The organism is Nitratidesulfovibrio vulgaris str. Hildenborough, from assembly GCF_000195755.1.
Classification (GTDB): domain Bacteria; phylum Desulfobacterota; class Desulfovibrionia; order Desulfovibrionales; family Desulfovibrionaceae; genus Nitratidesulfovibrio; species Nitratidesulfovibrio vulgaris.
On sequence record NC_002937.3, the window covers coordinates 1,633,173 to 1,655,848 of the forward strand.

Sequence of the window (22,676 nt, forward strand, 5' to 3'; positions counted from 1 at the left end):
TCAGTCCTCTCGGGTACCTTTGAGGCTTTGGGCCAGAAGAAGGAAGTAGCCGGGACGCGCAACCTGTTCCGTGACTGCCCGGGTTGCTGGCGGCGAAAAGGAGCATTCCGTCATGCTGCAAGGCGTCGCCTGTGGTGGGGCCGCAATACCTTCAGGGGAGCATCTGCGACACGCGTCCCGAGATGGGAAAGCACGTTCACCGCAGTTCATGGCCCCACCGTGCAATGCCCCCGAAAGCGCCAGTCGGGCGGCGGTTTCACGGAGAAGGGGGGAATGGTCTTCGAAGGTGTGCAGGGCGAACCCCGCCTCGTGCAGGAGGCTTTCGATTCTCATCCGTGTAGCCTGCCACGCGAGGCATGAACCTTCGGTGACGCGGGCATGCCCTTCACCCCGAAGATACAGGTCGCTGACACCTAACAGCCCTCCGGGCACCAGCAGCCGGCGCAAGCCACGCAGTACCTCTAACGGCTTCACGAGAAGCGAAAGAACGCATTCGCAGAACACCATCTTCATGCTTCCATCGGCAAAGGGGAGATTTGCAGCGTCTGCCGCGATGACAGGTAATCCCTTATGATTATTGGATCCCGGCGTCAGTGAGGTGCTGCGGTCGCACCCGAAGGCCGATGCCCCGTACCGCTGTCGCAGGTGCAGCACGGTGGCACCCGTGCCGCAGCCCACGTCCAGCACGCGCCAGCCGGGATGGACACCTGCCAGCGTGGCGAGTCTGTCGGTGAGTGAGAACCCTCCGGGGCGCAAGGTATCTCCCAGCGCCGTCCGCGCTTCCGGACGCGCCCATAACGGAAGGCCCGGCGCACACGTCGTTTCGGCAACAGGCAGTCCCTCGCGGTCCATGGTGTTCGTGCTACCGCTTGCTGTATGCGCAACCTCTGTCACGACGGACGTCACTTGTCCTCCAGCAGGTGCTCCACCTGTGCCATCTTGCCCATGGCGAGTTCTTCAGGAATGAAGACGGCGCCGCATGATGGACAGGCGGGAAGTTCCACGTTGAACCGGCTTCCCATGTATTCGAGTTCGACGGCGCACGGTTGGAGAGATTTCCCGCAGGGGGCGCAGCGTAGTCCGGAATAGGAGCCTTCAAGAACCTTCATGCTGCTCATTGTCGCCCTCCTGCATCAATGACGTGCATACGGTGGCACCATACGTTGCGGACAAGCGGCACACCGTCTGCGTCGATGGTGTAAGCGACCCAGTAGGTAACGACGACCGGACGGAAGCAGGCGATACGCACCCCTTCGTCGTTTGTATCGTCAATCCAGCGACCCGACTGCATGGCGTGATGCAGCACCTTGCGGACGTCACTGTCGAGGATGCGCCTTTCCTCCATGAGGGCTGCGGCCTTTTCGGTGTAGTGAACGGGAATCGACGCCCATGCAGGCGCGGGTTGGGCATCGGCGCTACGGCCTTTCAGACGTTCGCAGAGTGCGACCCTGTTCTCACGGCGTTGCGAATAGCCGGGTGCCGGGGGCGTGCAGTCCTCCAGCGTAGTGTCGGGCGTCGAGAAGAAGAGGTTCAGCATGTGCGCTGTGGGTGTACCGGCCTTGACCAGCCTGTCACGGCACATGGCGCAGTAAGTGACAGCGTGCGTTCCCATGGCGGAGAGACGTTCTGCCCGACCGCGGGTCAGCTTGTCGGCAAGGGGAGGGTTGGCCTCTGCGACCAGCCCGCCGAAGCCGCAGCATTCGGTGCGTTCCCGTGTAAGGGCCGGTTCGCGGTACTCCACGCCGAGGGCTACCAGTAGCGCCCGGACGGCATTGCGCAGGGGCTCGTCTTCACGAGTGCCGCACGGGTCGTGCAGGACGAGGTCCCCCTTCCACGGATGGGGAGTGCCGAAGGGCTCAAGACCGTGCTTGTCTGCCACTTCGGCCATCTTCTCCCAGAGAGTCTCGACGGGGATGTGCGGCAGTCCGTTACGCAGTGTCGTCGCGCAGGAGGGACATGCCGTGACCAGTATGGGGCGGCCCAGTTCTTCCCAGTGCGATTCGACGGTGTGCAGTGTGTCCTGATGCAGTTGTTCGCGCCCTGCCCAGTGCGCCGGGGCTCCGCAACAGTGGGCGAGCAGACCCACACCGCTACGCTTCGCATCGTCGATGGCGGGAAGCCATCGTTGCAGCCAGCACCACGTTGATTCGACAAGACCCGGTGCAGAGGCGGTAAGCTGGCATCCGGGAAAGAAGAGCCATGTGCTGTTCTGTTTCTCGGCTTCGTGGCGGGCGACGACGCAGGTCCCGCTGTTGGCGAAGGCCATGTCGCGCAAGGCGAATTCATGCGCCGAGGGGGGCATCTTGTCGCGGTGCACCATGCTGCGGCGCGCATCGAGGCAGAGTGCCCCCATGTCGAAACCTTCCGGGCATACGGTCGCGCAAAGGCCGCACATCATGCATGAGTCGATCATGGTGTTCGCCTGACGCGTACCCATGACGATGGATTCGTTGTTGTAGATGCGTCTGGCGTATTGCTTGGGATAGCCGCCGTACTCCGCCAGATAGGCGCAGTGACGGACGCATTCCATACATTCGCAACGGATGCACCGTGCCGCCTCCCGGCGTGCTTCGTCAGCCGTGTACCCTTCGGGAGGTTCGACGACGGGAGACAGCGGTACGACATCGGCGAGACTTGTGAACAATCTGGCCGAGAAGACCCCTTCGCGTTCGCGTCCCGCGACGAGAGACACCTTCTGGAGAAAGCGTTCCATCGAGGTCGCGGCGCGTCGACCGAGTGCCGCCATCTCCACGGGGGAATGACCCGGTGCGGTTTCGTCCGGCCTCTCCGAATCCCCCGGTCGTGCCGGGGGTATTGCCGCGAAGACGCCGGGGGTGGCGGTGCCGAGAGTCACGACGTCGGGTGGCTGGTCTTCTTCGCAATAGAGAGGATAGGCCACCGGGGCGATGAATACCGCATGTCCAGATGCGCCCCACTCGTCGATGGCTTGGGAGGGCGGAAGGGGGCCCTCATGGATGGTGACGCCCATGCGCCGGAGGGTGTCGACCTCTTCTGCGAGGTGGGCTGAGAGCGTGTCGAGTATGGCATGCCCGGCTGGACGCCGTAACCCGTCCAGAATCGCTTCAGCGGTGGAGAGGGTGTGAAGTGCCACGGTGATGCCCTTGCGGGACAGGTCCCACGCGGCAGCCAGCCCTGCAAGGTCGCCGCCGAGGATGACGGCATCAAGACCGCGACGGGGCATGGGCGGCGCGGGCGCAGGTCGCCCCGATGCCTCGGCGCAGGCGCGCTCAAGTCCCGCGATATGCAGACCGCCTCCAGCCTCGTTCCGCAGGCAGGCGTTGCGGCATGGCTGGTCGCAGATACGTGCCAGCAGCGTGGGAAGCGGCAGCGTGCGGCAGAGTACGCCCCACGCCTTGCGGAGGTCGCCTTCCGCCATGTGTGTGCAGAAGGCCCGCACGTCGACATGCAAAGGACAGGCTGCACGGCACCGGGGCGGTTCCTCCTGCGTGCAGCGTGATTCCCACTGGCGTAGTTCGGACTGGTCCATGCCTTCTCCCCACGGTGTGCGGGCGGCACACCCGATGGATGTGCCGCCCGCTTCATCTTTACGTGTCAGATCATTTGCCCTGCAGACCTGCGAGCACCTTCTCGGGCAGCGCGGGCAGCCGCGTCACCCTCACCCCGCAGGCGTTGTGGATGGCGTTGATGATGGCCGCATGGGGGCAGGTGAGTGGCAGTTCGCCGACACCGCCCGCGCCGAAGGGGCCTTCGGGACGGGGCACTTCGACGTAGACGAGGTCGATCTCGTCCGGAATCTGCTTGATGTAGGGGAACCCGGCTCCCGGCATGGTCGAGTGCTTCTTGATGTCCTCGAAGTCCTCCGAAAGGGCGAGCCCTATGCCCTGCGCGATGCCGCCATACAACTGCCCGTCGACAGTCAGCCTGTTCACGATCTTGCCGATGTCGGCCACCAGGGTCATCTTGTCCACTGTGGTCTTGCCGGTGGCCAGTTCCACCGAGACCTCGGCAAGGAACACGCCGTACATGTACACGGCGAAGGGGCTGCCCTGACCCTCTGCGTTGCAGTCGGTGCAAGGGGCGGACCACTTGCCGCTGTACCGGGTGGCTATCTTCTCATCACGCATCTCGGCATAGGTGCGGAAGGTTCCGTCGGCTTTCCGCATCCCGCCCAGAAGGAGTTCGCAACCCGCCTTGATGGCGCGTCCGACAACGACCTGCGAACGGCTGCCTCCGGCAGGGCCTGCATTGGGGCAGACCGCCGTATCGTTGAGGACAAGCCTGATGTTCTCGGGGGCGATGCCGAGGGGGCGCAGGGCTTCGTGGGCGGTACCCAGCGTACCCATGTCCGCACCCTGTCCGTGGTCGTGCCACGTGGCGAAGATGGTCACCGTGCCATCTTCGTTGAGTTCGACGGCGATCTCGGCCGTGTCCGGCCCGTCGAGACCGCAGCCGTATACGCCCACCGAGATGCCCACGCCCTTTTTCACCTCCGCCGTGGATTCACGCGCGGCCTTCTCCTTGGCGGCAAGGTAGCGCGGGCGGGCGGTGTCCAGCAACTCGGGCAGGCTCAAGACTTCGGGGACCTGTCCGGTGGGAGTGGTGGCACCTTCGCGGTAGACGTTGCGGTAACGCAGTTCAAGCGGGTCGATGCCCAGCTTCTCGGCGAGTTCGTCCATCAGCACTTCAGAGGCGAACTCGCTCTGTGGGGAACCATAGCCGCGGAAGGCCGACCCCCATGCATGGTTGGTGCACACCGTGCGGCCCAGACCGCGTATGCTCGGGATGTCGTAGCCGGCACCGATGAACTGCGCCCCGCGCAGCGTGAGCAGGTCGCCGAATTCCGAATACGGGCCGTGGTCGACCGACCAGTCGCTTTCCATGGCCAGCAGTTTGCCCTCACGGGTGGCCGCATAGCGCAGGTTGATGAAGAAGGGCGAGCGTTTGCCCGTGTATGTCTGTTGCTGGTACCACGAGTAGTTGAGGAACACCGGTCGCCCGGTCGCCATGGCCGCAGCACCGACGAGTGCCTCCATGGTGGGGCTGAACTTGTAGCCGAAGGTGCCGCCCGTGGGGTTCTGCACCATGATGATGTTGTCGGGTTCGATGCCGAGACCTGGGGCGATCATGTACAGATGCAGGTGAAGGCCGATGGACTTGGAGTGGATGCACAGCTTGCCATCTTCATTGAAGAAGGCGAAGCCCACGTCGGGTTCGATGGGCATGTGCGGCTGGCGGCCCACATAGAAGTCGTCCTCGACCACGACATCCGCCTTGTCGAAGATGGGCTTCGTTTCCGGGCCCTTGACGAGGTGCTGCTCGAAATAGACGTTGGGTGTGCCGGGGTGGATTTCCATGGCGTCGTCGGCCATGGCTGCTGGCGCGCTCATGTAGGCGGGTAGTACTTCAAGGTCTACTTTAACTGCCGCGGCTGCCGCCTTGGCGTGCTCTTCGGTGTCGGCGCAGACGATGGCGATGGCGTCCCCGTACTGGAACACCTTCTCATCGCAGAGGATGGGACGGTCCCACCCGTCGCCCTTGTTGGACGGGAAGGTGATAAGGCCGGTGATGCGGTTCTTGCCCTTGATGTCCTTGTGCGTGACGACCTTGAAGACACCGGGCATCTTCTCGGCTTCGCTGGTGTCGATGCCGAGTATCTTCGCGTGGGAGGCTTCGGCCTGAACAAGCGCGCAACGCAAGGTCTCCTCCGGCATCTTGATGCCAAGGTCGGCCCCGAAGTCGAGCGTGCCCGTAACCTTGGCGAGGGCGGACGGGCGGGGGTATTTGGTGCCCCAGATGCGACCATCGGCAGGGATGCGGTACAGCAGGTCGTCCACCTTCATTTCGCCCCGCACGACGGCGGCTGCGTCCATGACGGCGTCCACCAGAGGTTTGTAACCGGTGCAGCGGCAGGCATTACGGTGTTTCTGGAACCAGTCGCGGACATCGTCGCGGCTGGGCTTGGGGTTGGTGTCGATAAGAGCCTTGGCCGAGACGATGAACCCCGGCGAACAGAAGCCGCATTGCGCCGCACCATGGGCCATCCATGCCACCTGAAGCGGATGCAGGTTGTCCGGGGTGCCGATGCCCTCGAGCGTGGTGATGGTGGCACCCTCGGTGAGACGGCTCATCTTGTAGCTGCATGAGCGGACGAGCTTGCCGTCGACGATGACGTTGCAACTGCCGCAATGACCTTGCCCGCAGCCCACCTTCACACTGGTGAGGCCCAGGCTCTCGCGCAGGTAGGTTGCCAGTGTCGTGTCGGGGCGGGTGATTGCCATCCGGGGTGCTCCGTTGATCGTGACCATGCGTTTGATCATCAGGATCCTCCTGTAAGGAATGGTGGGCATTCTCTGTCGGCCCGGAGAGTCGCACGACTCGGAGGGCCACCGGTATGACGCTGTAGACCTCGCCCCGTGGGGCGTTTGCGGCGGGTGACTACTTTCCGAACGGGCACACCGGGTGGTGGCAGGTTTCGCAGCCTGCGCAGAATCCACCGTGTCCCAGGCTGGTGATGTCTCGCCTTGCCAGACGTTCCCCTGCCAGCAATCGGGGGACGACAAGGTCGAAGATGCTCGCCCGGTAGTACATGACGCATCCGGGCAGACCGAGAACAGGGATGTCGTTCAGGTACGCCAGCATGAACATGACCCCCGGAAAGGTCGGGGAACCGTAGGTGACCACCTCGGCACCCGTGGCGCGAATGGACGCCGGGGTCTGGTCGTCAGGGTCGACACTCATGCCGCCCGTCACCACGACCATGTCCGCCCCTTCACCGATGAAGGAGAGGATGGCGTCCCGTGTGGCTTCCGGCGCATCACCGACGAGGCGTTGCCCCATGACCGACGACCCCAGCGCTGCGAACTTGTCACGCATGACGGGGCCGAACTTGTCCTTGATGCGGCCATGGAAGATTTCCGAACCGGTGGTGACGACGCCTATGCTGTGCGAACGCAGAGGTTTCACCTGTACGACAGGGTAGCTGGCGGCGCAGATACGCTCTACCTGCCGAATCTTCGATTCGTCGATGACAAGCGGTACGACCCGGGTGCCTGCCACGGCACGCCGCGCCGCGATGAACTGACCGCTGTGCATGGTGGCGAGGGCCACCTCATCGATGGCGTTGATGGCGTTCAACGCCTCGACGTCGACGCAGAGAAGCCCCGGCGATGCCATGAAGTTGATACGCCCCTCGGAGACCTCGGACAGCGATATGCCCGGTCCCGCCGCCGCAGTTGCTATCCGGAGGGCTGCTTCGTCCTCGTGTAGCTGGTGGGCTTCGAGGTTGAGCACATAGAGATGTTCTTTTCCGATGGAGAGAAGGAGGGGGATGTCCGCCTCGGTGACGATGTGTCCCTTGCGGAAAGCGCGCCCCTTGTGTTCGCCCGGAACGATGCGGGTCAGGTCGTGGCAGAGGACGGTACCGACGGCTTGTTCGACAGGAATCGCTTTCATCATGAGTGGGGGCTCCGAGGCTGTTTCGCTGTCGTGGGTGAACGTTCGAACAATAAAGGTGCGTCAATCATGGATATAGGATGATTATTTTTCTTATGCACAGACTTGCATAACAAGTCAACGAACATTCCCATGAGATGGAAATAATGCGAAGGAGTATGCTATAAAACGTGAATGTGCGGTGAGTTGCACCAACGTGTGTGATGATGTCATGCGACAACAACGGAGATGGCATGAAGCAGGAACGGTTCAAGCTTCGCCTCAAGCTATGGATTGACGCCGATGGCGAGAACGCCTTCGGCCCGGGCAGTGCCGCATTGCTCAAAGGTGTGGAGGAAACGGGGTCTCTGGCGGGCGCCGCCCGGGCGCTCGGGATGTCATACCGTGCCGCCTGGGGCAGGGTGCGCAAGATAGAAGCCCGCCTCGGCGAGGCGGTTCTACGGAAGCGAGGCGGAAACAAGGCGGGCTACGAGTTGACTGCCCGCGGGCATGCCATGCTCGTTGCCTATGAGGCGCTGTTCGAGGAAATGGATACCCTTGCTCAGGCGAGATTCCAGGAGCTTTTCGCCAGTCCAGAATCTGCCGGCAGGGTTAGGGACGAGTGAAAAACGTGGAGTGGAACAGGGGCATGACCAAGGTCGCCGTCTCTCAACCCGGCTGTCTTCAGCCGAGGTCGCGTAGCAGTGCCTCAGCGTCTACGGCGTCACGTTGCCATTCCGGCAGATGGTTTTCTGCGTAGGCGCGATAGACTTCTTCACGGATGAAGATGCAGAGCAATTCCCTGTCGATGTGGCCGCTTTTGGCCATGCCCACCATGATGTTCATGGCCTGTGAGAGGGTTTTTGCCTTCTTGTAGGGTCTGTCGGGTGCTGTCAGCGCCTCGAAGATGTCTGCCACTGCCATGATGCGCGCCAGAGGATGGAGCAGCTCTCCTTTGATTCTGCGCGGATATCCAGTGCCATCCATGCGTTCATGATGCCCACCGGCGATTTCCGGGACATTCTCGAGATGCGCCGGAAACGGAAGTTCGGAGAGCATCATGATGGTCTGGATGATGTGCTCGTTGATCTTGTAACGCTCCTCGCTGGTGAGCGTTCCCCACGGAATGGACAGGTTGTGCAGTTCTCCCCTGTCGTACAGCACTTCGGGGCGGGGCATGTCGAAGCCCCACCTGTCCTCCGTCTCTTGTGACACTGCATCAGGCTTAACGACGAAGGCGCTCGAGTCACACAAGAGCTTTTCCATGACGGGAGGCAGGGGATGGTCGGGCTCTTTCCGTTCACGTTCCGCCCATGAGATTCCCAGCGTGTCGTCGAGTGTCCTTTCCCATGTCCTTTCCGCGATGTTTCGCAAACGCTGGCGCGCCGCATCGTCTACAGGTGCCTCTCCGGTGTTGCACGCCGCGACGAAGGCGAAATCGTCATCAAGTGTGCGCAACTCGTCTTGCAGCGTTTTCTGTAGTGCCGCCCTGTCACCCTCCTCGGACACTCCTTTCCAGTAGGCGATATGCGCATCACGCTTGATGACCTCGAAGCGCGTTCTGATTTCATGGATGCGGTTGTGGATGGTTTCCAGTTTCGTCGCCTTGTCCACCACGAATTCCGGGGTGGTGACCTTGCCGCAGTCATGCAGCCATGAGGCAAGGTACAACTCTTCCCACGACTCATTTGTCATGCCGAAGCTGGCGTAGGCACCCTGTCGGGTGTCGCTGGCGGCTTCCGCAAGCAGGCGCGAGAGTATGGGAACCCGTGTGCAATGCCCGCCGGTGTATGGGCTTTTGGCGTCGATGGCTTGTGCCAGAAGCCGGATGAACGCCGAGAAGAGTTCCTTCTGGGTCTTGACCATGCGGTCGTTGTCCAGCGCCACCTCTACAACTCCTGAAGTGGCGCGGAGAAAGGCAAGGCGTTCCTGACTGAAAGGTACCTGGTCGATGACGAGCAATTCGCCGAGTACAGCGTCTCGCTTGTCCCGGAGGGTGACGGCTGCGAACCAGTGCTGGTGCTGCGCGTCCGTGCCGTTCAACAGTGTGCTGATATGACGATGGCAGGCGTCTTCGGGAGGAAGTCCCCCGGTGCGGATGGGAATCTTGCCTTGGGGGACGACTGTTGTCGGCGGCAGGGCTTCACTTTCGTCATGTCCAAGGCATTCACCACCGATGCCGCAGCCGGACCAGAGATGAAGCGTATGGTCCTTGTCCGGCATGTAAAGAAGAACCGCCTGGGTCGCGGTCGCCTGCTGCATTTCCTGTGTGAGAAGGGGCACCAGCCTGTCGAAATCACGAATGCGCGAGACGCTCTTCGCCAGTTGCATGAACTTGCGGATGGTATGCTGCATGTGGTCGACCGAAAGTGCGAGATCATTGATCTCGGTGACCACGGAGTGCGTGGACTCGCCAGCCGTGAAGTCGAACTTTCGTCCGCGTTCGGCTTCTCTGGCGACACATTGCAGTGGGGATGTCACTAGATGCGCTCCGTAGAAAAGGGCGGGCAGCAGCAGGATGAATCCCCCTGCCAGCAAGAGGAGCGTGTCGTTCCGGGTCGTGCGCAGCCCGGCGACAAGGGCGTCTTCAGGGACAGCCAGCACCATGGAGACGCCGTTTGCTCCCAGTTCCGGAAGGCTTTCACCTCCCGCAACCCATGCCCCGTCGTCGGTGACGATTCGCCTGAACCTCGGCGACTGGGGGGCCGTCTTCCCTGCCATGACCAACTCGTCAGCCGTAGCCTTCGAGAGAGGGCCACACGACAGGGGATGCTGCTCACTGCGTCTGGCAAGCCCTTTTGCGTCACTACAGGCAAGGATGTTCCCTGTTGCATCAATGAGGGCGATGCTCGCCTCGGGCGTCGGCTTCAGTGTGGCGAGGGCACCTATCAGTGATTCTAGGTTGATATCGGCCCCCGCGACCCCGTCCAGATTCTGAAGGCGGCGCGATAATGAAATGCCGAATTCTCCTGAGGAAGCAAAACGGTATGGCATGGTCACATGCAGAGCATCATCTTGCGTCGCCGTACCGTACCACGGTCGCTCTCTGGGGTCGAAAACAGGAGCTCTGTCTGATATGTCACTTGTTTTTATGAGATTAAGATCCTTGTCAAAGAATCTTAAAAGTCTTTTGTAATCGTGTTCTTCAATCGTTACAGTGTGAAGTATGTATGCGGTGTCGTCAGGAGCCATTTTATGGAGGTCGTCTTGCTTGTTGCTGCGAAGTATCATGAAATACTGCCCGTCATCATATCCCGTGTATATTGACGTGATGAAACGTGCGCTATCGAGTGTCTTCGTCAGAGATGTCGGAATCGTCGTTGCATCTGTTTTTAAAAAGTAAGGTTTTTCAGAATGTATGGTTACGAGCTGCAACGTTGTGTCGGCCGGTGTGAAGAGAAGGTCGAGGCGTGCATGGGCCTCTCCCATTGTCGGAGTGAATATGCTGTTGCGCGCTTCCGTGATGGTCTTGTCCGAGCGCATGAAATACATGCCCGTTGTGAACAAACCAGCGAGGGCAAGAATAAGAAAGCCAGCTGCTACGATGAGATGTTGCAGGCGGAATGAAGGTCGTGACATGTGGCAGACTCCGACTTGGAGATACAGCTTCCATGTAACAGGCTTTGGGAAATGATGATACCATTTGATAGCGGGGGCCTCGCCATGGCGCAGACACGTCTGGATTCATGGCGTCTTGGCTTGACGTTGTTTCTTCACGTTGCCCATGGCAGGCTCAAAGGTGTATTCTGTGACGGACATGCGTAACCAACAGCTGGTGTGAGTCTTTGTAACGACGACAGCCGAGACCTTGGACAAGGCATGGAGGGTGCAGAATGGTCAACCTTTCGCTCGGGCGTTTCAGCTGGCGTGGCCAGCGCCGCGAAGCCTGCCGCGGGTTGACCTTCATTCTGCGATGTCATCTCCTTCTCTTGTTCCTTGCGTTGTCGATGGCGGGTGCAGCGTGGGGCGCAAGCCCCAGAGTGCTGCTACTGAGTTCGTATGGTCCTGCTTTTCCGACTTTCTTCCAGCAGGTTGAGGGCGTCCGTGCTGTGCTTGCGTCTGCGGGCGTGGTCCTCGATGTCGAGTTCATGGACAGCAAGCGGTTCACCGATGAATCCAGCGTCGATCATTTTGAAAGCTATCTCAGGTACAAGCTTGCAAGGCTTCCTGCGTATGACGTGGTCATCACGTCTGACGATAATGCCCTTGCCTTCGTCATGGAGCGTCATGGCGGATTACTGGGCAAGAGTCCGGTGGTCTTCTGCGGTGTCAACAACGTGGGGCTTGCACGCTCATTGTCGGGAAGCGAGACCTACACCGGAGTCATCGAAGCCGTTTCGATGCATGAGACCATCAAGCTTGTCTGGAGTCTGAAGCCCTCTACGCAGACCCTCTATGTCATCTCGGATGTCATGCCCGCAGGTAAGGCCGACCTCGAAACATTTCATGACGTGGTGCGAGGGATTGCTTCCGTTCGCTATCAGGAGTTGTCCCTTGAAAACATGGGGTGGGAAGAGTTGGGAAGACGCTTGCAACGTGTCGGTGCCAACGATGCCATACTTCTTCTGTCCGCCTATAAGGACCAGCGGGGCGTAGTTCGGAATTTCGAGGAAGGGCTAGCCTTCATTCTGCAAAACACACGTTCCCCGGTATATCATCTTTGGGAACATGGCATGGGCAAGGGGCTGCTTGGGGGAAAGCTCATCTCTCACTATGAACAGGGCCGTCTTGCGGCAGATATGGCCCTGAAGATTCTCGCAGGTGCCTCCCCAGCCTCACTGCCTGTGATCGAGGGAAACGATGCCAATGCCTACCTCTTTGACTATGAGGTGTTGCGACGACATGGCATCTCGACGCATCGCATACCTCAGGGTAGCAGGGTCATCAATGAACCTGAATCGATATGGCGAGACTACTGGCGCGAGTTGCTTGTTGCGGTTGCGTTCGTTGCTGTTCTCTGCGTGCTTGTTGTCGTTCTTCTTAAACACGTGCTGCGCCTGCGTGAGGCAAGGACGGAAATCAAAAGGAGTGAAACACGCTACAGACTCGTCTTCGACCAGTCTCCGCTTGGGCTGGTGCAGTATGATGGAGACGGCATCATCATAGATGTCAATGAAAGGTTTGCCGAACTCTGCGGCGCATCAAGGGGTCAGATCATAGGTTTCAACTATATCAATCAGATGCATGATGCGCGAATGCTAGGTGCCGTACTCGCCTCGTTGCGTGGCGGGATTGGCGGTTTCGAGGGCGTCTACACGTCGCCGCTGGGGAAGAAGACGGCATTCATCCGTTGCCTGTTCAAAGGTGTGAAGGCACCGGCGGGAGACGTCTTCATCGGTATCGGCATCATCGAGGATGTCTCTGACCGCAAACAGGCCGAAGAGGCGTTGCGCGAGAGGGAACTGTTTCTTCTCGAGACGCAGCGCATCGCCAAGATAGGGGGCTGGAAGGCCAACATCAGGACGGACTATCTCTTCTGGTCGGAGGAAGTGAACCGTATCCTCGATTTACCCGAAGACTACAAGCCGGGGCTTGCTGAATGGCTCACCTCCTTTATGCCGGAGTATCTGCCCCGGATACGTGCCATGCTTGAAGATGTACTCCATCATGGCGGCACCGCCGATATCGAGTGTGAAGCCATGACAAGGCTCGGGCGGCGTAAGTGGACGCACCTTCGGGCGGTGGGGCGTGTGGATGAAGGGAGCGGGGCCTTGGTCGTCGGTACGTTTCAGGATGTGGACGAAAGGAAGCGTACCGAACTCGAGCTCGTCGAGGCAAAGACGAAGGCGGTTGCCGCTAATCGCGCGAAGGATGAGTTCCTGGCTAACATGAGCCATGAAATCAGGACACCGCTGAACGGTATATTCGGAATGCTCAGGATGCTTGCGGACGCGTCACTGGCTCCTCGTCAGCAGGAACTAGCAGAGATGGCGATGCGCTCGTGCCGCAGGCTGGCGGACCTGCTTACCGATGTCCTTGATATTTCCCGGATCGACGCGGGAAAGCTTGAGATTGTCAGCATTCCATTTGATTTGTCGCGTTCCATACGGCAGGTGAGAGAGCTCTTCATACCTTCAGCCATGCAGGCGGGAGTGAGTCTGCATGTCCATATCGATGCAGCCATCCCGTCCCGCGTGGTCGGAGATGCCTCACGATTGCAGCAGGTGCTCACAAACCTTCTTGGCAATGCCTTCAAGTTCACGGAGAAGGGCAGCGTCACCCTGCGTGCCGAACATCTTTCGCCAGTTCTGGCGAATAGTTGCAGAGTGCTTTTCTCTGTTGAAGATACAGGATGCGGGATCCCTGACGAGAAGCATGGCAAGTTGTTCACGCCTTTCACGCAGGCGTGCGAGGGGTTCAAGAGGTCGCATCAGGGGGCGGGGTTGGGGCTTTCAATCTGTCGGCGTATCATCCGGGTCATGGGGGGGCATCTAGCCTTCGAGAGTGAGGCTGGCACGGGGACGACAGTCTATTTCACGCTCAACTTCGGGCTTCCGGATGGCGATGAAGTACAGCCTGAAGCTGCCGCGGCGTCCTCCGCTGAACCGATACCCCCTTTGCGTGTTCTCGTCACAGAGGATGACGCTGTGACGCGCCGCTACATCACGTATCAACTGGACAGGGATGGACACACGGTTGCCGTCGCCGAGGATGGAAGGCAGGCGTTGGAACAGCTTTCCACAGGAGATTTCGACATGGTGCTGATGGATATCCAGATGCCAGTCATGGACGGGGCAGAGGCTATCCTGCGAATCAGAAAAGGAGAAGCCGGTTCACGCAATACTGACATTCCGGTCATCGCACTGACTGCATACGCCCTCAGTGGCGACCGTGAGAGGCTTCTGCAAATAGGGGCCGACGATTATGTGGCAAAACCTGCAGAGGTCGCACAGCTTCATGCCGCCATAGCACGGCATGTCTCGCGCATGCAGTTGCGCCGTGCTGATGCGTAGTGGTATATCGTTAGATGCCGAACGCCATGTCTTGTCGTGGTTATGCCTTCAGTATGGCCTTATGATATATCGATTTGATATTTCAGTTTGCATTGCCTTCTGATGGAACAGGTCGAAGTAGCCGTCGATGGATGACCGACTGGGAGAAGGGAACATATGGCTCTCCATATGATCTGAATCCCTTCCCGAAACGCCTTCAAGGAAAGGATGCAGCAGCAAGATGCTTTTTGCAGTGGCAGCACAGGGCCCCATGCCTGATTGTCTCGTTGAACCCGTTTTCGGCAGGGCCGACTGGTTCATTCTCGTGGCGGAAGACGGTCATATCTCCGGGGCGTTCCGAAATCCTCACCGGGACGACAGGGAAGCCGCAGGGCAACGCCTTGTGGCATTGCTGGCGGCCCATGGTGTGACACATGTCCTTTGCGGTGAGTGCGGTTCGAAGGCGCGCATCGTACTGGCTGATGCCGGTATGACTCTTGCCGTCGGAGTCGGAGGAACAGTGCGGGATGCCATACTGCGACAGGGGGTCGTTGTGGCTGGCGGGCAAGTCGGTGCCTTCTCGGGCTGACAGCTGCGGCTGGCTGGGGGCATCAGGGACGCATACCCACGATGGCTCGTTATCGTTGAAAAAAAGCCCATCAACGACAAGACCCCCCGGTTTTCACCGGGGGGTTTGCTTTCGTGGCGCGCTGGGAAGGATTCGAACCTCCGACCTACAGGTTCGTAGCCTGTTGCTCTATCCAACTGAGCTACCAGCGCATGCACGCCATTCGCCTTGTGGCGCGCCGGGAAGGATTCGAACCTCCGACCTACAGGTTCGTAGCCTGTTGCTCTATCCAGCTGGGCTACCGGCGCGTGTCGTATAACTGTGGCGAATGCCCTTTCAATGGTGCGCCGGGAAGGATTCGAACCTCCGACCTACAGGTTCGTAGCCTGTTGCTCTATCCAACTGAGCTACCGGCGCAGCGAGAAGCGGTATAGGTTGAGTCGCCCCTTCCGTCAAGAAAATTCTCAAGGTATTTTCAGGAAAACAGCATCCTCGACATCCCGCAGCCACTGAAACCCTTGGGGCTGTATGGCTACTGGTGTGGTGTCTTCCTGGCTGGCAAACGGGATGAGGTGGGGCAGGCGGCGCAAGAGCATACCATGTGCCCTCTGCTTGTCGCCATCTTCCCGAAAGGGCACATGCACTCCATGAACAGTCAGGGCCTGTGTTCCTTCATGAGGGTTCTCCGCATGGCGGATTCTGTCGTCCACCAGCAGGGAAACGCGAGGGTCGGAACACATGTTGCCGTATTTCAGCGACCCCTTGCGCAGCATGAGGTAGATGCGTAATTGCTCCTCGTCCCACACATACCCCATGAGCGAAGTATGTGGCCCTTTGGGGCCTGTCGTGGCAAGCACGCACATGTCGTGGGCTGCCAGTATGTTCATGACGGTATCCAGCATGGCTTCTCCCTCTGGTCGAGTCTGGCAGGTCGGGGGATGCGGTGCAAGACGTTTCATCAGATTGAGGAGACCATCTGTGGAAGGACTCGAGTTGAAGGTCGCACGGGCGAGGCGAGTGTTGCTGGAGGTGGCCCACACGTGGAAGCCGCAGGATGTCGCTGTGGCGTGGACTGGTGGAAAAGACTCCACGGTCGCCCTCAGTCTCTGGCAGCGTGTCCTTGATGAGGCGCATCCCGGTATGCGTGCGAAGGCATTGAGCCTCGATACGGGCTGCAAATTCCCGGAGGTGGTGGCCTTTCGTGACAGGATGGCACAGGAGTGGAGCATCGACCTCACGGTCGTGCGCCCTGATGTCGGCCCGGACTACCCGGTGGCTGTCGACCGTGTCGCCTGTTGTCGCGACCTCAAGGTCGAACCGTTGTTGAGGGCCTTGAAAGAGAGAGAAATAGCGGTGCTTCTGACGGGCGTGCGTGCGGACGAAAACCCTGAACGTGCGTCGCGTCCGCAGACGGAGACGTTCGATGCGCCATCGCATGTGCGCGTACACCCCGTCCTTGAATTCAGCGAGATGGATATCTGGGCCTATACGATGGCACAGGGTCTTCCGTACTGTACCCTCTACGCACAGGGGTATCGTTCGCTGGGGTGTGTACCCTGCACCTCGCTGGTGGTGGGGGGCGATGAACGGGCGGGGCGGGACGCCACCAAGGAGGCGTCGATGGATGCCCTGCACGCCCTCGGCTATTTTTAGCGTGAGGCCCTATACCCTGTCGCAGTAGACCCCTTCCATGAAACGTTCCATGGCGTCATCCATTTCCGCGACGTAGTCGGCGATGTCGTAGATTCTGTCACAGCTTTCGCAGCGCATGAACACTTCGTGGCAACTGCGCTGTATCTTCAATTGTGCCCCGCATTCATGGCAGGGGACGGTTGTCTGTTCCGAACGCGAACGGTTGAACGTGGTTCCCCACATGTGTTGTCTCCTTGTGCCTTGGCGGCAAGGGCGGGGATAAACCATGCGTAGGCGTCAGGCAAGAGGCTTCTGTTCGAGGCTTGCAGAAAGCCCCGCGTGGTGTACAGTAGGCCATTGATTTCAATCCCTCGTTTGATTCAACCATTGGAGCAAGGAGACCGACATGCTCAGCCAGCGTATGAACGATGCCCTCAACGAACAGGTGAAATGGGAGCTCTATTCGAGCTATATGTATCTGTCGATGTCCTCCTATTTCCTGGATAAGGGCCTCGCCGGGTTTGCCAACTGGATGCGTATCCAGGCGCAGGAGGAACTTTTCCACGCCATGCGGTTCTTCGATTTCATCGGCGAAAGAGGCGGGCGGGCAGTCCTTCATCCTGTCGACGCGCCCCCCGCAGAATGGAAGAATCCGCTGGATGCCTTCACTCATACCCTTGAACATGAAAGGCTTGTCACCTCGCGTATCAACGACCTCGTCAACGTCGCCATTGAAGAGAAAGACCACGCCACGAACATCTTCCTTCAGTGGTTCGTGACCGAACAGGTCGAGGAAGAGGATAGCGTCAACGACGTCCTTAACAAGCTTCGCCTCATCAATGGCGAGGGGCAGGGCATGCTGATGCTCGACAAGGACCTTGCGACGCGCGTGTTCACTCCGCCGACGACGGCGTAGCGGCAGACAGGGCGCGCCCTTCATTCAGGGCGCGCCGTCCGACCCGGAACGGTCTTTACCCGGAGGGATTCCATGCAGCAGGCGCCTCGGAGCATTGTCATCGGTGGCGAAGCGGGGCAGGGGCTTGTGACCATCGGCGACATGCTGGTGCGCACACTTATCCGTAGTGGTTATGGAGTGCTGGTAGCCCAGCATTACATGTCGCGGGTGCGGGGAGGGCACAACACCTACAACATCCGGGTCGGTGCCGGAGATGTCCTTGCACCCACGGATGATGTGCATGTGCTCGTCGCGCTCGACCAGCGCACAGTCACGGAACAGGGACCCCGGCTGGGCGATGGGCTGCTCATCCTTGATGAACGTCTCGACCCGGGCTCCCTCAACGCCTTGCGTGTTCCGTTTGCGGCGCTTGCCGGGCGTCCCCTGTATGAGAATATTGCCGCTCTCGGCGTGCTCGCAGCCCTGCTGGGGCTGGAACGTGCCCCGGTCGACCGTCTGGTCGGGGAGGCTTTCCACAAGAAGGGCGATGACGTCATCACGCGCAACCTCGAGGTGCTTGAGGCCGCATGGCGATGGGCATCTGACCATCGTGCCGCATCCGAACCGTTATCCGCGCCGGAAGGGCCGACAGGTCGGATGATGCTGCAAGGGAATGAGGCCATCGCACTGGGGGCACTGGCAGCGGGCGTGAAGTTCTGCGCTTTCTATCCCATGACGCCAGCCACATCGGTCGCCCAGAATCTCATCCTTCATGCGGAGCGCATGGGAGTTGTCGTAGAGCAGGCCGAGGATGAAATCGCCGCCATGAACATGGTGCTCGGGGCCAGCTATGCTGGCGCGAGGGCGCTCGTGCCCACATCGGGCGGAGGGTTTGCGCTCATGACCGAGGGGGTGAGCCTTGCGGGTGTCATGGAACAGCCCGTGGTCATCGTGCTGGCGCAGCGGCCCGGCCCCGCGACGGGGTTGCCGACGCGCACCGAACAGGCAGACCTCGACCTCGCACTCTATGCGGGACACGGAGAGTTCCCCCGTGTCATCTTCGCCCCTGCGACGCCCGAAGATTGCTTCCACCTCACGTACGCGGCCTTCGACCTGGCAGAGCGCTTCCAGATTCCGGCCTTTGTGCTGACCGACCAGTATCTCGCTGATTCCTACAGGCCCGTTGCGCCCTTCGACCTTGACGCGCTGCCGCCGCTTGCCGAGCCTGATTTCTCCACGGACAAGGGGCCGGAGGGCGACAGGTACAAACGGTACGAATTGACCAAAAGCGGTATCTCTCCTCGTAGGATTCCGGGGTTCTCGAAATCCCTGGTACTGGCAGACTGTCATGAGCACACGGAACAGGGATACATCACGGAAGACGCCGGCTTGCGGATTGCCATGAGCGACAAGAGGCTTCGCAAAGGCGATGGACTGCGTTCCATGGCGCTGCCCCCAAGGTGTTTCGGGGATGAAGCGCCTGACTTGCTGCTCGCCTGCTGGGGTTCCAGTGAAGGTGCCGTGGTCGAGGCTGCACAGCGCTTGCGTGCCCGCGGGCGCAAGGTCGGGGTGCTTTCGTTCACACAGGTGTGGCCACTCGAACCTTCGCAGTTTCTTTCCCGGTGCGGGGAGGCCTCCGAGGTCGTGTGCATCGAGGGCAACGCCATAGGGCAGTTCTCTCGCCTGTTACGGCTTGGCGGAGTAACCGTCGGGCGTACGCTCCTTCGCTATGACGGCAGGCCGTTCACACCGGAATGGATCGTCGCGCATCTTACGGCAGGGGATTCGGGAACGTCACACATGCAGACCGCCAAAGGAGCCTCCGCATGACCACCACCATCGAATCTCTTGGGACGTTCGAGACCTCATGGTGCCCCGGATGCGGCAATCATGACATCATGAAGGCCCTGCGGCAGGCCATCGTCGGACTGGGACTCGAAGCGCACAAGGTGGCGCATGTCTCGGGCATAGGGCAGGCCGCGAAGGCGCCGCACTATATCCGCCTCAACGGCTTCAACGGGTTGCATGGTCGCAGTCTGCCCCCTGCGCAAGCCATACGTCTGTGCAACAGCGAGCTCACCGTCATTGCCCAGAGTGGTGACGGATGCAATTACGGCGAAGGCGGCAACCACTTCCTTGCCGCTATCAGGCGGAATGTGGATATGACCTTGCTGGTGCACGACAACCAGATATACGGGCTCACGAAGGGACAAGCCAGCCCCACGACCGGGGAGGGACAAGTCACCAAAAGCCAGCCCGGTGGGGTCACAAGTGCACCGTTCAACCCTGTTGCCGTGGCTGTGGCCATGCGTTGCGGGTTCGTCGCCCGCTCGTTCTCCGGCAATGTCGAGCACTTGCAGGCCATGATCGAGGCGGCGGTGCGACACCGGGGCTTTTCGCTGGTCGACATCTTCTCGCCGTGCGTGTCGTTCAACAAGGTGAATACGTTCGGATGGTATCGGCAACGATGCCGGGAGATTGACGCCAGCCACGACCCTACGGACTGGAACGCTGCGATGCGGATTGCCGACACCTTCGGGGACGTGTTGCCCATAGGGGTCATCTACAGGAATGAGCGTCCGCCACTGGATGAACGCGTATCACATGTCGCAAAGGGGCCGCTGGGTCGGCAGGCGGTACGTCATGACGTGCTGCGCGACATCATGGCGTCGTATATGTGACCCGTTGCGGTGCGAGATGCCCGGCGGCTGCCATAGCCGATGTTTGCCATAGTCGGTGGTTGCCATAGTCGGCGCCGGGGGATGGAGAGTATCAGGTCTGTGACGCAAGGGGGCACCCCGCCGTCTGCACGGCTGCGGAGTGCCTGCGGTGCGCAGACAGCTGCGCACCATCAAGGCGTCGGAGGTTGTCGTCGGACACGTTTGGGTACTCGCCCCGTGAACGGCATGAGCAACACAGTGTGCCCGCGATGCATCGTGGCGAGAGTTCATTCGCAGCCGTCACGTTCCTTATGCCTTCCGTTTACGGCGTGTCCTCGCATCCGCTGTGAGTGGCACAGGATTGCTGGCAATTGCCGGGCCTCGACATCGTCGTGGAGAGTCCGCGTCCTAGCGCAGAATGTGAAAGGCCCGCTTTCGGTCGAAAGCGGGCCTTTGAAGTCGGGTCGGGGCGTGGCTACTTGTTCATGCAGTTCATGAAATCGCGGTTGCTCTTGGTGCCACGCATCTTGTCGAGAAGGAATTCCATGCTGTCGATGGAACTCATGGGGGCGAGAATCTTGCGCAGTATCCACACGCGGTTGAGCACTTCGTCGGAAAGAAGCAGGTCTTCCTTGCGGGTGCCGGTGCGGTTGATGTCGATGGCGGGGAACACGCGCTTTTCGGAGAGATGGCGATCGAGATAGATCTCCATGTTGCCGGTTCCCTTGAACTCTTCGAAGATGACCTCGTCCATGCGAGAGCCGGTGTCGATGAGGGCGGTGGCGATGATGGTGAGGCTGCCGCCTTCTTCGATGTTACGTGCAGCACCGAAGAATCGCTTCGGGCGTTGCAGTGCGTTGGCATCGAGACCGCCCGAAAGCACCCTGCCGGAAGAGGGCGTGACGGCGTTGTAGGCGCGACCGAGGCGGGTGATGGAGTCGAGCAGGATGACAACGTCGCGCTTGCGCTCGACAAGGCGCTTGGCTTTTTCGAGAACCATCTCACAGACCTGCACATGGCGCTGTGGCGGTTCGTCGAATGTCGAGCTCACCACTTCGGCGTTCTTGACGGTGCGCTCCATGTCGGTGACTTCTTCGGGGCGCTCGTCAATCAGCAGGACGATGAGATAGGTGTCGGGGCTGTTGGCATTGATGGAGTTGGCGATGGTCTGAAGCAGCATGGTCTTGCCGGTGCGCGGCGGGGCCACGATGAGGCCGCGTTGCCCGCATCCGATGGGGGCCATGATGTCGATGATCCTGCTCGAATAGTTCTTGTCCCCGTTCTCCATGATGAACTGGCGGTCGGGGTAGATGGGCGTGAGGTTGTCGAACAGGACGAGATTCTTTGCGTTTTCGGGGGGCTCGAAGCCGATTTCCGTGACCTTGAGAAGGGCGAAATAGCGTTCACCCTCTTTGGGGGGGCGTATCTGCCCGGAGACGACATCGCCTTTTCGCAGTGCGAACCGACGAATCTGGGAGGGGGAGACGTAGATGTCGTCGGGGCCGGGCATGTAGCTGCAGAGCGGAGATCGAAGGAAGCCGAAGCCGTCGGGCAGGATTTCAAGCACCCCGTCGCCGTATATGGCTCCATTCTGGGATGCGCAGGCTTGCAGAAGGGCGAATATGAGCTCCTGCTTTCGCATGCCGCTGGCGTTTTCGACCTTGAACTGCTCGGCAAGCTCCATGAGCTCCTGCATGCTTTTGATCTTCAGCTCGGAAAGGTTCATGGCACTTTCCGGGTTCGGAGCGCTTTTCTTTTTCCTCATAGGGTACCGGAGTGAGTAATGAAAGAGAGTTGCTGGAAGGGATGCCCCGTGCGGGAACATGTCTTCGGGCCGCAGAACTGGCTGCGTACACGTAGATGAAAGAAGGCTGCGGGGGTACTGAAGTGCGAATCGAATGCTGGATGCGTGTAAAAGACCGCGAATGAGCCTTGCTACACACGCGTAAACGACAACGAAGTCGATGCGATGCAGGGAAAGCTACAGGCTCTTGACCAGTATGTGTGGGAACAGAGAGAACCTAGCCCAATACCGTCATGTTGGCAAGGGGGCTATTCTACGTTCTCGCGTGGCTGGAGAACATCCTGGAATAACGCTTCGATATTGGCCCGAACTTCTTCCTGCGTGAGACCCTGCACATGGGAAAGTTCGACGACCAGCAAGGACATGGCCTGTTCAAGGAGTCGCCGTTCGCCGAAGGAGAGTTCCTTGTCTTTGCCGATGAGCAGAAGCTCGCGCAGAACGTAGGCGACATCACCAAGGTCGGGGCTCTTGAGCTTTTCGGAGTATTCGCGGTAGCGTCTGTTCCAGTTCTGTCCGGTGTACCCGGTAAAACCACTGCGGTCTTCGAGCGAAAGCATGATCTCGTTTGCCCGTTCGGTCGAACAGAGCGGGCGCAGCCCCACATTGGCCGCATTCTTCACCGGCACCATGAGAGTGACGTTGTTGGTGAGGATGCGTACGATGTAGAACTCGGCTGTGACGCCCCCAACTTCTTGGCGTTCGATACGTTCGACTTTGCCGACGCCTTGCGCGGGGTACACTACCAGTTCATCCGGGCTGAACACTATCTGCT

General features: G+C 60.0%; 17 protein-coding genes and 3 tRNA genes. 7 read left to right on the top strand and 13 right to left on the bottom strand.

The annotated features are described in order from the left end of the window. The 5 genes from trsM to DVU_RS07355 form a co-directional block, all read right to left on the bottom strand. Positions 1-852 carry a DVU_1556 family methyltransferase gene (trsM, locus tag DVU_RS07335; RefSeq protein WP_223295084.1) on the bottom strand — a complete coding sequence of 284 codons (852 nt, stop codon included), beginning with the start codon at positions 850-852 and terminating at the stop codon, positions 1-3. 50 nt (positions 853-902) lie between these two features. Further along, positions 903-1,118 carry a DVU_1557 family redox protein gene (locus tag DVU_RS07340; RefSeq protein ID WP_010938849.1) on the bottom strand — a complete coding sequence of 72 codons (216 nt, stop codon included), beginning with the start codon at positions 1,116-1,118 and terminating at the stop codon, positions 903-905. Continuing rightward, a complete protein-coding gene (locus tag DVU_RS07345) occupies positions 1,115-3,508 on the bottom strand; it encodes a pyridine nucleotide-disulfide oxidoreductase/dicluster-binding protein (protein WP_010938850.1) in 2,394 nt (797 codons plus the stop codon). The genes DVU_RS07340 and DVU_RS07345 overlap by 4 nt, the downstream gene beginning before the upstream one ends. Before the next feature lie 70 nt (positions 3,509-3,578). Continuing rightward, complete coding sequence (locus tag DVU_RS07350) at positions 3,579-6,299, bottom strand: molybdopterin-dependent aldehyde oxidoreductase (RefSeq protein ID WP_010938851.1); 2,721 nt, start codon at positions 6,297-6,299, stop codon at positions 3,579-3,581. Between the two features lie 118 nt (positions 6,300-6,417). After that, complete coding sequence (locus DVU_RS07355; RefSeq protein ID WP_010938852.1) at positions 6,418-7,437, bottom strand: molybdopterin-binding protein; 1,020 nt, start codon at positions 7,435-7,437, stop codon at positions 6,418-6,420. Between the two features lie 230 nt (positions 7,438-7,667). Between DVU_RS07355 and DVU_RS07360 the strand changes: the two genes are divergently transcribed. Beyond that, positions 7,668-8,039: a winged helix-turn-helix domain-containing protein gene (locus tag DVU_RS07360; protein WP_010938853.1), complete on the top strand. Its 372-nt coding sequence runs from the start codon at positions 7,668-7,670 to the stop codon at positions 8,037-8,039. A gap of 58 nt (positions 8,040-8,097) precedes the next feature. Here the strand turns inward: DVU_RS07360 and DVU_RS07365 are convergent, their stop codons facing one another. Next, on the bottom strand, positions 8,098-10,992 hold the full coding sequence (locus DVU_RS07365; protein ID WP_010938854.1) for an HD domain-containing phosphohydrolase: 2,895 nt from the start codon (positions 10,990-10,992) through the stop codon (positions 8,098-8,100). Positions 10,993-11,246: 254 nt separating this feature from the next. Here DVU_RS07365 and DVU_RS07370 point away from each other — a divergent pair, with 254 nt between their 5' ends. Together DVU_RS07370 and DVU_RS07375 are read left to right on the top strand one after the other, a co-directional pair. After that, positions 11,247-14,366, top strand: coding sequence for an ATP-binding protein (locus DVU_RS07370; RefSeq protein ID WP_010938855.1), 3,120 nt, complete (start codon positions 11,247-11,249; stop codon positions 14,364-14,366). Between the two features lie 250 nt (positions 14,367-14,616). Next, on the top strand, positions 14,617-14,934 hold the full coding sequence (locus DVU_RS07375) for a NifB/NifX family molybdenum-iron cluster-binding protein (RefSeq protein ID WP_164561458.1): 318 nt from the start codon (positions 14,617-14,619) through the stop codon (positions 14,932-14,934). 114 nt (positions 14,935-15,048) lie between these two features. Here the strand turns inward: DVU_RS07375 and DVU_RS07380 are convergent. The 4 genes from DVU_RS07380 to DVU_RS07395 form a co-directional block, all read right to left on the bottom strand. Continuing rightward, positions 15,049-15,125: transfer RNA gene (locus DVU_RS07380), tRNA-Arg, on the bottom strand. 19 nt (positions 15,126-15,144) lie between these two features. After that, positions 15,145-15,221, bottom strand: a tRNA-Arg gene (locus DVU_RS07385). Between the two features lie 32 nt (positions 15,222-15,253). Next, positions 15,254-15,330: transfer RNA gene (locus DVU_RS07390), tRNA-Arg, on the bottom strand. A gap of 47 nt (positions 15,331-15,377) precedes the next feature. Further along, positions 15,378-15,815, bottom strand: a complete 438-nt coding sequence (locus DVU_RS07395; RefSeq protein ID WP_014524415.1) for a pyridoxamine 5'-phosphate oxidase family protein — start codon at positions 15,813-15,815, stop codon at positions 15,378-15,380. A gap of 76 nt (positions 15,816-15,891) precedes the next feature. Between DVU_RS07395 and DVU_RS07400 the strand changes: the two genes are divergently transcribed. Then, entirely contained in the window at positions 15,892-16,566 is a 675-nt protein-coding gene (locus DVU_RS07400) for a phosphoadenosine phosphosulfate reductase family protein (protein WP_014524414.1), read from the top strand. A 9-nt stretch (positions 16,567-16,575) separates the two neighbouring features. On the opposite strand, the gene DVU_RS07405 is transcribed toward DVU_RS07400, so the two are convergent. Further along, entirely contained in the window at positions 16,576-16,788 is a 213-nt protein-coding gene (locus DVU_RS07405) for a dual CXXC motif small (seleno)protein (RefSeq protein ID WP_010938858.1), read from the bottom strand. 163 nt (positions 16,789-16,951) lie between these two features. Between DVU_RS07405 and DVU_RS07410 the strand changes: the two genes are divergently transcribed. The 3 genes from DVU_RS07410 to DVU_RS07420 all read left to right on the top strand — a co-directional run bounded on the left by DVU_RS07410 (position 16,952) and on the right by DVU_RS07420 (position 20,121). Beyond that, on the top strand, positions 16,952-17,461 hold the full coding sequence (locus DVU_RS07410) for a ferritin (protein WP_010938859.1): 510 nt from the start codon (positions 16,952-16,954) through the stop codon (positions 17,459-17,461). 72 nt (positions 17,462-17,533) lie between these two features. Further along, positions 17,534-19,270: a 2-oxoacid:acceptor oxidoreductase subunit alpha gene (locus DVU_RS07415; protein WP_010938860.1), complete on the top strand. Its 1,737-nt coding sequence runs from the start codon at positions 17,534-17,536 to the stop codon at positions 19,268-19,270. After that, positions 19,267-20,121 carry a 2-oxoacid:ferredoxin oxidoreductase subunit beta gene (locus tag DVU_RS07420; RefSeq protein ID WP_010938861.1) on the top strand — a complete coding sequence of 285 codons (855 nt, stop codon included), beginning with the start codon at positions 19,267-19,269 and terminating at the stop codon, positions 20,119-20,121. The genes DVU_RS07415 and DVU_RS07420 overlap by 4 nt, the downstream gene beginning before the upstream one ends. 454 nt (positions 20,122-20,575) lie before the next feature. On the opposite strand, the gene rho is transcribed toward DVU_RS07420, so the two are convergent. Together rho and DVU_RS07430 are read right to left on the bottom strand one after the other, a co-directional pair. Next, positions 20,576-21,865, bottom strand: a complete 1,290-nt coding sequence (gene rho / locus DVU_RS07425) for a transcription termination factor Rho (RefSeq protein WP_010938862.1) — start codon at positions 21,863-21,865, stop codon at positions 20,576-20,578. 287 nt (positions 21,866-22,152) lie between these two features. Further along, a complete protein-coding gene (locus tag DVU_RS07430; RefSeq protein WP_010938863.1) occupies positions 22,153-22,668 on the bottom strand; it encodes a CarD family transcriptional regulator in 516 nt (171 codons plus the stop codon). Positions 22,669-22,676: the final 8 nt, after the last annotated feature.